This is a genomic window from Klebsiella sp. NPDC088457 (assembly GCF_044900465.1).
GTDB lineage: Bacteria > Pseudomonadota > Gammaproteobacteria > Enterobacterales > Enterobacteriaceae > Klebsiella.
The window spans coordinates 19,514-30,168 of record NZ_JBJDNH010000057.1; the positions used below are offsets into that span (position 1 = coordinate 19,514).

11 protein-coding genes are annotated in these 10,655 nt (G+C 57.7%); 3 read left to right on the forward strand and 8 right to left on the reverse strand.

Going from position 1 to position 10,655, the window contains the following annotated elements; translation table 11 throughout:
• The first annotated feature begins 2 nt into the window (after window positions 1-2).
• The 3 genes from artQ (at window position 3) to artJ (ending at window position 2,341) form a co-directional block, all read left to right on the forward strand.
• Window positions 3-719 (forward strand): arginine ABC transporter permease ArtQ, encoded by a 717-nt coding sequence (artQ, locus tag ACI2JR_RS24990; RefSeq protein WP_132727660.1) that lies wholly within the window; start codon window positions 3-5, stop codon window positions 717-719.
• Window positions 719-1,387, forward strand: a complete 669-nt coding sequence (gene artM, locus ACI2JR_RS24995; protein WP_132727663.1) for an arginine ABC transporter permease ArtM — start codon at window positions 719-721, stop codon at window positions 1,385-1,387. Before artQ ends, artM begins: the two co-directional genes overlap by 1 nt.
• A 222-nt stretch (window positions 1,388-1,609) precedes the next feature.
• A complete protein-coding gene (gene artJ, locus ACI2JR_RS25000) occupies window positions 1,610-2,341 on the forward strand; it encodes an arginine ABC transporter substrate-binding protein ArtJ (RefSeq protein WP_462479717.1) in 732 nt (243 codons plus the stop codon).
• 59 nt (window positions 2,342-2,400) lie between these two features.
• Here the strand turns inward: artJ and ACI2JR_RS25005 are convergent, their stop codons facing one another.
• From ACI2JR_RS25005 to potF, 8 genes are all read right to left on the reverse strand, one after another.
• Entirely contained in the window at window positions 2,401-3,879 is a 1,479-nt protein-coding gene (locus ACI2JR_RS25005) for an ATP-binding protein (RefSeq protein ID WP_462479718.1), read from the reverse strand.
• A complete protein-coding gene (locus ACI2JR_RS25010) occupies window positions 3,876-4,592 on the reverse strand; it encodes a response regulator transcription factor (RefSeq protein WP_132727671.1) in 717 nt (238 codons plus the stop codon). Before ACI2JR_RS25010 ends, ACI2JR_RS25005 begins: the two co-directional genes overlap by 4 nt.
• Window positions 4,593-4,671: 79 nt before the next feature.
• Entirely contained in the window at window positions 4,672-5,802 is a 1,131-nt protein-coding gene (rlmC, locus tag ACI2JR_RS25015) for a 23S rRNA (uracil(747)-C(5))-methyltransferase RlmC (RefSeq protein WP_462479719.1), read from the reverse strand.
• Between the two features lie 42 nt (window positions 5,803-5,844).
• The gene (locus ACI2JR_RS25020) at window positions 5,845-6,318 is read right to left on the reverse strand and encodes a YbjO family protein (protein ID WP_132727677.1); all 474 of its coding nucleotides are present in this window, start codon (window positions 6,316-6,318) and stop codon (window positions 5,845-5,847) included.
• Between the two features lie 75 nt (window positions 6,319-6,393).
• Window positions 6,394-7,239 carry a putrescine ABC transporter permease PotI gene (potI, locus tag ACI2JR_RS25025; protein WP_132727679.1) on the reverse strand — a complete coding sequence of 282 codons (846 nt, stop codon included), beginning with the start codon at window positions 7,237-7,239 and terminating at the stop codon, window positions 6,394-6,396.
• A complete protein-coding gene (gene potH, locus ACI2JR_RS25030; RefSeq protein WP_132727682.1) occupies window positions 7,236-8,189 on the reverse strand; it encodes a putrescine ABC transporter permease PotH in 954 nt (317 codons plus the stop codon). The genes potI and potH overlap by 4 nt, the downstream gene beginning before the upstream one ends.
• Window positions 8,190-8,199: 10 nt before the next feature.
• On the reverse strand, window positions 8,200-9,333 hold the full coding sequence (gene potG / locus ACI2JR_RS25035) for a putrescine ABC transporter ATP-binding subunit PotG (RefSeq protein WP_132727685.1): 1,134 nt from the start codon (window positions 9,331-9,333) through the stop codon (window positions 8,200-8,202).
• Between the two features lie 189 nt (window positions 9,334-9,522).
• A complete protein-coding gene (gene potF / locus ACI2JR_RS25040; RefSeq protein ID WP_132727688.1) occupies window positions 9,523-10,635 on the reverse strand; it encodes a spermidine/putrescine ABC transporter substrate-binding protein PotF in 1,113 nt (370 codons plus the stop codon).
• Window positions 10,636-10,655: the final 20 nt, after the last annotated feature.

The following is a 10,655-nucleotide window of genomic DNA, read 5'->3' on the forward strand; positions in this document are numbered from 1 at the left end:
CAATGAACGAAATTTTCCCATTAGCAAGTGCCGCCGGGATGACCGTCGGCCTTGCCGTTTGCGCGCTCATCATCGGCCTTGTGCTGGCGATGCTGTTCGCCGTGCTGGAGTCAGTGAAATGGCGTCCGCTGGCATGGCTCGCAACCGGCGTGGTGACGGTTCTGCGCGGGCTACCGGAAATTCTGGTGGTCCTGTTTATCTATTTTGGCTCCTCGCAGCTGCTGCTCACGCTCTCTGACGGCTTCACCATCAATCTGGGTGTGGTGCAGATTCCGGTGCAGATGCAGATTGAGAACTTCGACGTCAGTCCGTTCCTCTGTGGCGCCGTCGCCCTGTCCCTGCTGTACGCAGCCTACGCCTCGCAAACTCTGCGCGGCGCGCTGAAGGCCGTGCCTCAGGGGCAGTGGGAATCCGGCCAGGCGCTGGGGCTAGCGAAAGGGGCGATTTTCTTCCGTCTGGTGATGCCGCAGATGTGGCGTCATGCGCTGCCGGGCCTCGGTAACCAGTGGCTGGTGCTGCTGAAAGATACCGCGCTGGTGAGCTTAATCAGCGTCAACGATCTGATGTTGCAAACCAAAAGTATCGCCACCCGCACCCAGGAACCGTTCAACTGGTATATCATCGCGGCGGCGATCTATCTGGTCATCACCCTGCTCAGTCAGTACATTCTGAAACGTATTGACCAACGTGCGACGCGCTTCGAACGGAGACCAGGCTGATGCTCGATTATTTACCCGAACTGCTGAAAGGGCTGCACACCAGCCTGACGCTGACCGCAGCATCGATCGTCGTGGCGCTGATTCTGTCGCTAATCTTTACCATTGTGCTGACGCTAAAAACGCCGGTACTGGTGTGGATTGTTCGCGTCTATATCACCCTGTTTACCGGCACGCCGCTGCTGGTGCAGATCTTCCTGATTTACTACGGCCCCGGGCAGTTTCCCTCGTTGCAGGAGTACCCGCTACTGTGGCATCTGATTTCTGAACCCTGGCTGTGCGCCCTGATCGCCCTGTCGCTGAACAGCGCGGCCTACACCACCCAGCTGTTTTATGGCGCGATTCGCGCGATCCCTGACGGCCAGTGGCAGTCCTGTAGCGCCCTGGGAATGAGCAAGAAAGATACGCTGGCGATTCTGCTGCCGTATGCCTTTAAACGCGCCCTCTCTTCTTATTCCAACGAGGTGGTGCTGGTGTTCAAAAGCACCTCCCTGGCTTACACCATCACCCTGATGGAAGTGATGGGGCACGGCCAGCTGCTGTACGGACGAACCTACGATGTGATGGTCTTCGGCGCGGCCGGTATCGTCTATCTGATCGTCAACGGGCTGCTGACCTTACTGATGCGGCTGGTGGAGCGTAAAGCGCTGGCGTTTGAACGGCGGAATTAACGCTTGTCTGCGTTTAAGCAGGTTGAGAAGCCGGATTAAACGCGCGCCGAGAATGCATAACTATCAAATATAAAGACGGGTATGTCGCTACATAGCCCGTCTTTTTTATTGATTAAAAAATACTTATACCAAATTATTGAATATAAATTCATTTAATGGCATTGTAAAAATCAGCCGCAGACACGGCACAACATCATAAGATTGACCGACGGGAGTTCCACGATGAAAAAGTTAGTTCTGGCTGCACTGCTTTCCTCTTTCGCCTTTGGCGCCGCTGCCGCAGAGAAGATCAGCTTCGGCGTTTCGGCAACCTACCCCCCTTTTGAATCCATGGACGCCAACAATCAGATCGTCGGTTTCGATCTCGATCTGGCAAAAGCGCTGTGCAAACAAATGCAGGCCGACTGTACTTTTACTAATCATGCTTTCGACAGCCTGATCCCGGCGCTGAAATTTAAAAAATATGATGCGGTGATTTCCGGTATGGACATTACCCCGGAGCGCAGCAAGCAGGTGGCGTTTACCGAGCCGTACTACGCAAACTCGGCGCTGGTGATTGCCAAAAAAGACGCGTTCCACTCTTTTGCCGACCTGAAAGGCAAACGTATTGGTATGGAAAACGGCACCACTCACCAGAAATACCTGCAGGACAAACATCCGGAAGTCAAAACCGTGGCCTACGATAGCTATCAGAATGCGATTATTGACCTGAAAAACGGCCGTATTGACGGGGTATTCGGCGATACCGCAGTGGTGAATGAGTGGCTGAAAACCAACCCGCAGCTGGGCGTGGCGACGCCAAAAGTGACCGATCCGCAATACTTCGGTACCGGCCTTGGCATCGCCGTGCGTCCGGATAACAAAGCCCTGCTGGATAAACTGAACAGCGCGCTGAAGGCGATTAAAGCCGACGGTACCTATCAGAAAATCAGCAGCCAGTGGCTCCCGGAATAATCTTTTACTGACCCGGGCGCTGTATTCGGCCCCGGTAAGCACAACGCAGCCGGGGGAAGCTACAAACGCAGCGGCAGGGTAAAGCGGAAGCAGGCCCCTGCCGGCACATCCTGCAGCTGAATATCGCCGCCGTGCAGCTGCAACATCCGCCGCACGATCATCAGCCCTAACCCGCCCCGCGATTCACTCCCCTGACCTGGCTCCAGCACCGAAGGCCGTTCAAACAGCGTGGCCCGCAGTTCACCGGCAATGCCGGGGCCGCTATCCGCGACCTCGACCACCATCTGCGCGCCCTGCTGACACGCCGTCAGGCTGATGTTGCCGCCATCCGGAGTATGGCGAATCGCATTATCCAGCAAATTGGTCAAGACCCGTTCCATCATCGATAAATCCGCTACCACCGGCGGCAGGCCGCCGGCCAACGCCAGCTGCAGGCGAATATGACGGGTGGCAATCGCCAGGTCGAACTTCTGCGCCACGTCCTGCACCAGCTCGGCCAGCACAAACTTCTCCGGCTGCGGCTTGATGCCGCCATGCTCCAGGCGAGCCAGCTCAAACAGCTGTTGCGAAAGATAGCGGACTTTGTTGCCCTGCCGCAGCGCAATATTCAGATAGCGTTTGCTCTCCTCCGCGCTCAGCCGGTCGGCTTTCAGGGTCAGCGTCTCAAGATAGCCCAGCAGCGAGGTCAGCGGCGTGCGCAGATCGTGAGAAATATTGGCGATAAACTCCCGACGCTGGCGGTCGCTATCGGCCAGATGCTCCCACTGCCCGGCAATCTGTCGGGAGAGGTCGATAAAGCGGTTGTGCAAAATCGCCACTTCATTACCGGGATGCGGCTCCGGCGTTTGCGCCGCCAGGAGCCTGATCGCCTCCATGCTGTCTTCTCCAGGGATCCCTACCTGCGCGGTGAGCTGACGCACCGGGCGCGTCACCCAGAACCAGGCCAGCCCACCGGCCAGCAGGCCGAACAAGGCCACCAGCAGCAGCGTCCAGATCAGCAGACTCCCCAGCGTCTTCTGCCAAGCGCTGGCCGCCAGTGCATTAAAGGTATCCCCTTGCAGAATAATATACAGATACCCGCGCAGCTGGCCGTCAATATTCACCGGCGCGACGCTGAACACTTTTTGCCGGTCCGGACTGCGCGGATCGTCGCCGTACACCGGCCAGCTCCCCCCGGAGAGAAACGTCTGCACCGGCGACAGGTCGATACGCTGGCGCTTGATATGGCCCGGCGGCGCGGCATCGGCCAGCAGTTCGCCGTCAGGAGAAACCAGGTACAGCTCAACGCTGGGGTTAAAGACCATCAGCCGGTCAAATAGCGGTTTCAGCGCCTGGCGATTGACCTGTCCGTGGGTATCGAGCAGCGGCTCACGGGCCACAATTTGCTGCGCCAGCCCGGCAGAAAGACGCTGCACCATCGCGTTACCGTATTGCGCGCTGCTGTATAGCTGAACCGCACAAACGGCCGCCGCGCAAAGCAGCAGCAGCGAAGTGAACACCAGCGCCAGACGCTGACTCAGGCTCAGCCGCCGCATCATTGCCCTTCCCCTTTGCGCTCAGGAGCGAATTTATAGCCTTTTCCCCACACCGTCAGAATGATTTCCGGCTCTGTCGGCTCACGTTCAATTTTGCTGCGCAGGCGGTTGATATGGGTATTGACCGTATGCTCATAGCCCTCGTGCTGGTAACCCCAGACGCGGTCAAGTAAGGCCAGGCGGGAGAAGACCTCGCCGGGATGGCGGGCAAAGTAGTAAAGCAGGTCGAATTCGCGTGGCGTTAAATCCACCGGCTCGCCGCGCAGTCTGATCTCCCGCGACAGCGGATCGATGCTCAGGCCGTGGCACTCAATCCGCCCGGCATCCATCAACAGGTTCTGCCCCATCGCCTCCTGACGACGAAACAGCGCTTTGACCCGCGCCACCAGTTCAATCACCGAAAACGGTTTTGCCAGATAGTCGTCGGCCCCCATCTCCAGCCCCAGCACGCGGTGGGTTTCGCTGGAGCGGGCGCTGATGATAATCACCGGCAGATAGCGGGTCATCTGGCGAATACGCCGGCAAATTTCCAGGCCATCAACGTTGGGCAGCATCAGGTCAAGGATCGCCGCATCCCAGCCGCCCTTTTCCAGCTGTGCCAGCGCCTGCGCGCCATCCGCTTCATGGACAATCTGATACCCCTCGTCCTGCAGATTCAGGCGCAGCAAAGTGGCAATGTCGTCATCATCTTCGACCAGCAGGATTCTTTTGACCATCGGTATCGCTCCGCTAATATTCACGCCGTTATCCGCCAAGCTTACCTGATTTCCCCCGCCCTAAGAGTTCACATTTTGTTTAAACTTCACGAACCAGCAGCGTCAGCACTTCATAGTGTGCGGTGTGGGGGAACATGTCGAACAGCTGCACCCGCTCAACCCGGTAACCCGGCAGCTGAGCGATATCTTTTGCCATCGTCCTGGCATTACAGCTGGAATAGATAATGTAGGGGGGCGCCATACGCGATAAATAGTCGCACAGTTCGCCACCAATCCCGCGGCGCGGCGGGTTCACCAGCACCAGGTCAGGAAGTTCTCCCCCGGCGGTGGCGAACTGCGTCGAGTCCAGCGCCTGGAAATGCAGGTTGCTCAGGCCCAGCTCGGCGGCAGACTGTTTCGCGCTGGCAATCGCTTCCGGCGCAATCTCGATCCCGGTCAACCGCATTTTCACCGTGGCGCAATGCAGGCCAAAACCGCCCACCCCGCAGAACAGATCCCACATATGATTCACCGGCAGCTGGCGCACCCAGTCGCGGGCGGCGGCATACAGCCGGCTGGCGACGGCCGGGTTGGTCTGAAAGAAGCTCTGCGGGCGGATCCACAGCGGCACGCCGTTAAAGTTTTCCGCCAGCGCCGCCTGCTCGCTGAGGAGAATCTCCTCTTCGCCTTCCATAATCGCCATATGCACCGGCTGAATATTGGCGGTAATGACCTTCAACTGGGGCAGCTGCGCCTGCAACCACGGCAGCGCGGCGCGCAGCTGCGCAAGTTTCGTTGTGGAACGCAGGACAAAACGCAGCATCATCCCGCCGTCCTGCTGGCTTTCGGTCAGCAGCAGATACTTTAGTTCGCCGCGCTGGCGAGCGACGTTATAGGGCGTTAACCCGGCGCGGGCGATAAACGGTTTCAGCGCGGCAAAAACCGGCGCAAAACTGGCGGGATAGAGCGGACACGCCGTCAGATCTTCAGGACTGCCGTCACGGTGCAACATCCCCAGCAGCGGACGTTCGACGCTGCCGCTGACCACCATTTTGGCTTTATTGCGAAAAGCGGCCTCCGGGCCGGAGACCGGTTCATGCCATGTCGCCACCGGGCTGTCTGCCAACAACGTTCTGAGCTCAGCCATTTTACCGGCGAGCTGTTGTGTTAACGGCAGTTCCAGCCACTGACAGGAGCGGCAGCGGCCCGCGTCATAGAGTGCGCAGTGCATAAGAAGACCTTCAAAAAATCAGGGGCGGGGATTGTATCACCGTTATTGCAGTCGGAAAAAGCGGCGACACGACGCCGGGATAAACAGCAGCGCCAGCACCAGCAAATCGGGCAGCTTTTGCATGAACAGCGAATGTAAAATCTCCCGCTTCGATTCACCGGCAATGCTGAACAGTTCCGGATAGCCATAGCCCAATGACGCCGCCCAAAGATAGCCGGTGACCATAATTTGCGTCAGCAGAAAGATCCACCGCGCCAGGTTATGCCCTTTTACCAGAGAAAATGCGCACCAGATCTCAACAAACACCAGCAGCAGGCTGGAGAGAAACACCAGCGTCAGGCTCCATGTCTGCACGCTGCGGTGAATAAATTCCGCTATGCCATTTACCCCCAGCTGATTAAGGATCATCAGCAGGTCCACTGCGCGGATCAAAATAATGGCAAAGGCCGCGACCTGCACCAGCGCAGGCACGTTAAGCCGGGCATGAGATGAACGAGTTTTAGTAAACAATGCCAACGGAAACGTCTTCCATGAAAACGGCGTCGCCTGCTCGCGACGCCGATACCAGTCTTACCGTAGATTTTAGGGGCTTCAGCCCCGTCTTGCACGCTGGATATCGCGTACCCGCTGCTTTTCTGCGCGCGCCATCAAATACCAGGCGATAAAACCAACAATCCCCACGACGCCGAGGATTAAGGTCGCCAGGGCGTTGATTTCCGGGTTCACCCCCATACGTACGCTGGAGAAGACCAGCATCGGTAAGGTGGTGGCTCCGGGGCCGGAGACAAAGCTGGCAATGACCAGATCGTCCAACGATAAGGTAAACGCCAGCAGCCAGCCGGAGATCACCGCCGGCATAATCATCGGTAACGTAATAATGAAGAAGACCTTTAGCGGCGGCGCGCCGAGGTCCATCGCCGCTTCCTCGATAGAATGGTCCAGTTCACGCAGCCGCGATGAAATCACCACCGCCACGTAGGCGGTGCAAAAGGTCACATGCGCCAGCCAGATGGTCAACATACCGCGATCCGACGGCCAGCCGATGGCGTGCCCGAGCGCCACAAACAGCAGCAGCAGCGACAGCCCGGTGATCACATCCGGCATCACCAGCGGCGCGGTAATCATAAAGGCAAAGCCGTTTGACCCCCGAAAGCGGCCAAATCGCACCAGCACCACCGCCGCGATGGTGCCGAGGATCGCCGCCGCCGTCGCCGCACAGGTGGCGATGGTCAGGCTCAGCCCCACGGCGCTCATCATGGCATCGTCGTGGAACAGTTCGCTGTACCAGCGCGTTGACCAGCCGGCCCACACCGTGACCAGCTTCGAGCTGTTGAACGAGTAAATCACCAGCATCAGCATCGGGGCATATAAAAAGGTGAAGCCGATAACGAGGATTAAAATTCGCCACGGCGAACGGACTACCGGCAACTCATTCATCCGTGCTCCCCCATCTGTTTTTGCTGGTGTTTGTGGAACCACATGATCGGCACGATCAGCAGCAACAGCATCACGATCGCCACCGCAGAGGCAACCGGCCAGTCGCGGTTATTAAAGAACTCCTGCCACAGAACCCGCCCGATCATAATGCTATCCGGGCCGCCGAGCAGCTCCGGGATCACGAACTCCCCTACCGCCGGAATAAAGACCAGCATCGAACCGGCGATAATCCCGCCTTTGGTCAGCGGGACAATCACCTGGAAGAAGGTTTTCAGCGGCCGGGCCCCCAGATCCAGAGAGGCCTCGACCAGCGAGTAGTCGATACGCGTCAGCGCGGTATAGATCGGCAGCACCATAAACGGCAGATAGGCATACACAATACCGATATAGACCGCCAGATTGGTATGCAGGATCTCCAGCGGCCGATCGATAACCCCGAGCCAGAGCAGGAAATTATTCAGCACGCCGTTGCTTTTCAACAGCCCCATCCACGCATAGACGCGGATCAGGAATGAGGTCCATGACGGCAGGATCACCAGCAGCAGCAGGATATTTCGCGTTGACGGTTTACTGTGCGCCACCGCCCATGCCAGCGGATAACCCAGCAGCAGGCAGCAGAAAGTTGAGATCCCCGCCACCTGCAGCGACTGCAGATAGGCCTCAAAATAGAGCGGATCGTCGGTCAGCTGCAGGAAGTTGCCGAGGTTCAAAGTGAGCGAGAGCTGGCCATCCGCCCACGCCCACAGATCGGTATAGGGCGGGATCGCCCGCGCCATCTCCGCGAGGCTGATTTTAAACACGATCAGGAACGGCAGCAGGAACAGCAGGATCAGCCACAGATACGGCAGCGCAATCACCAGCTTGCGGCCATGGGCCATCTGCAGGCGCGTCAGCCATCGCGCAAAACCGCCCGTTTTATTCGCCCCGGCCGGTGGTTCTAATGTACTCATCGCCCTCTCCTTACACCGTCAGAACAACGCAGCTGTCGGCATCCCAGCACAAACGGACTTCATCACCCCAGGTTGGCGTGCCCTTGCGGTGGCGGTGTTCGTTCTGCAACTGAGCGCTGATCATCTGTCCGCTTTGCAGCCGTACGTGGTAGATAGACAGGTCGCCGAGGTAGGCGATATGAATCACCTCCCCGACCGCGAAGTTGTAACCATTCGCCGGCGGCTCGTCGCAGAGCATGATTTTTTCCGGCCGCAGGGCGACCCACACCGGGACGTTGTCGACGACGGAAGCGTCGGGATCGACCTTCAGCGGATGCGTCAGCCCCGGCGAACTCAGCACCAGGCCATCTTCCAGACGCTCTTTGACCAGCCCTTCAAAGACGTTGACCGAACCGATGAATTCGGCGCTATAGCGGGTCGTCGGATGCTCGTAGATCTCTTCCGGCTCGCCAATTTGCACGAACTTACCGCGGTTCATAATGGCGATACGCCCGGCCATGGTCATCGCTTCTTCCTGATCGTGGGTCACCATCACGCAGGTCGCCCCCACGCGCTCGAGGATATCCACCACTTCCAGCTGCATGCGGTCGCGCAGCTTTTTATCCAGAGCGCCCATGGGCTCATCGAGCAGCAGCAGCTTCGGACGTTTCGCCAGGCTGCGGGCCAGGGCCACGCGCTGACGCTGGCCGCCGGACAGCTGATGCGGTTTGCGTTTGGCAAACTCCTGCATATGCACCAGCGCCAGCATCTCCTGCACCCGGCTGGTGATTTCGCTCTTCGGTAGCTTGTCCTGCTTCAGGCCGAAGGCAATGTTCTGCTCCACCGTCATATGGGGAAACAGCGCATAGGATTGAAACATCATATTGATGGGGCGCTGATACGGCGGTACCCGCGACAGGTCGACGCCGTCCAGCATAATTTGCCCGGCGGTCGGTTCTTCAAAGCCGGCCAGCATGCGCAGCAGCGTCGATTTTCCGCAGCCGGATGCGCCCAGCAGGGCGAAAATTTCGCCTTTATAAATCGTGAGATTGACGTCGTCGACGGCGTGCTGCCCGTCAAAGGACTTCGTCAGGTTACGGATTTCCAGCAGCGGGGTCAGCGCTTTCGGGGTTTTCGCTTGTGGGCGGGGAATTGCGTCATTCACTCGGGTGCTCTCCGGCAAAAAACTAACCACCGTATGGCCCGGTTGCCATACATTGTGCTTTACAGTGCAGGTGCACCATCCTGGTGCATATTTTCGCTACACGTGACTTTCGCGTCTGCTCAGGCCGGGCATGGCAATCTCCCGGCTGAGTAACACCTTTTCCGGCCCGGCGAACCGGGCCGTCAGGTTTTATTTGCCGCTTTTGACTTTGGTCCACGCGCGGGTACGCACGCGGTCGATTTTCGGATCCTGAACTTTCAGGGTAAACAGCTTGGCGAACACGTCAGCCGGTGGGTAGATAGCCGGATTATTGCGGATGGCTTCGCTGACCAGCGGCGTAGAGGCCTTGTTACCGTTGGCGTAATACACCTGGTCGCTGATTTTGGCGATAACTTCCGGGCGCATCAGATAGTTAAGGAACTGATAGGCCTCATCTTTATTTTTGGCATCCGCCGGCATCGCAAAGACATCAAAGAACGCCAGCGCTCCTTCTTTGGGAATAAAGTAGGAAACGTTGACGCCGTTTTTCGCCTCTTTAGCGCGGTTTGCCGCCTGCCAGACATCGCCCGCCCAGCCGATGGCGACGCAGATATCGCCGTTGGCAAGGTCGTTAATGTATTGCGAGGAGTGGAAGTAGCGGATATTAGGCCGCAGCTTCAGCAGCAGGTCAGTTGCCGGGCCGGTGTAATCATTGGCTTGAGTACTGTTTGGATCTTTGCCGAGATAGTTCAGCACGGTGGCGAAAATCTCTTCCGGTGCATCAAGGAAAGAGACGCCGCAGCTTTTCAGTTTTTCGAGGTTCTCCGGCTTAAGCACCAGATCCCAGCTATCAAGCGGCGCGTCTTTGCCCAGCACCGCTTTCACTTTATCGACGTTATAGCCAATGCCGGTGGTCGCCCACAGATACGGCATCGCGTACTTGTTCTCCGGATCGTGCTTCGCAACCAGCTGTAACACTTCCGGGTCGAGATTTTTCCAGTTCGGCAGTTTGCTCTTGTCCAGCGGCTGGAATACGCCCGCCGCCAGCTGGCGCTCAAGGAAGCTGGCTGACGGTACCACCAGGTCGAAACCGGTACTGCCCGCCATTAATTTGCCCTCCAGCACTTCGTTGGAGTCAAAAACGTCGTACACCACTTTAATACCGGTCTCTTTTTCGAAATCCGCCACCGTATCCGGGGCAATATAATCAGACCAGTTATAAACATGCAGGGTTTTTTGTTCAGCGGCGAGTGAACCGGCAGAGACGGCCATCAACGCACCTGTAATCAGACCTGTTAACCATTTTTTACCAAAGGCGGTCATATCTCTTATTCCTTCTCAAT

Excerpts from the sequence above, each read along its gene's own strand:
- artQ (WP_132727660.1), top strand. The coding sequence starts at position 3 with ATGAACGAAATTTTCCCATTAGCAAGTGCCGCCGGGATGACCGTCGGC.
- artM (WP_132727663.1), top strand. The coding sequence starts at position 719 with ATGCTCGATTATTTACCCGAACTGCTGAAAGGGCTGCACACCAGCCTG.
- artJ (WP_462479717.1), top strand. The coding sequence starts at position 1,610 with ATGAAAAAGTTAGTTCTGGCTGCACTGCTTTCCTCTTTCGCCTTTGGC.
- ACI2JR_RS25005 (WP_462479718.1), bottom strand. The coding sequence starts at position 3,879 with ATGATGCGGCGGCTGAGCCTGAGTCAGCGTCTGGCGCTGGTGTTCACT.
- ACI2JR_RS25010 (WP_132727671.1), bottom strand. The coding sequence starts at position 4,592 with ATGGTCAAAAGAATCCTGCTGGTCGAAGATGATGACGACATTGCCACT.
- rlmC (WP_462479719.1), bottom strand. The coding sequence starts at position 5,802 with ATGCACTGCGCACTCTATGACGCGGGCCGCTGCCGCTCCTGTCAGTGG.
- potI (WP_132727679.1), bottom strand. The coding sequence starts at position 7,239 with ATGAATGAGTTGCCGGTAGTCCGTTCGCCGTGGCGAATTTTAATCCTC.
- potH (WP_132727682.1), bottom strand. The coding sequence starts at position 8,189 with ATGAGTACATTAGAACCACCGGCCGGGGCGAATAAAACGGGCGGTTTT.
- potF (WP_132727688.1), bottom strand. The coding sequence starts at position 10,635 with ATGACCGCCTTTGGTAAAAAATGGTTAACAGGTCTGATTACAGGTGCG.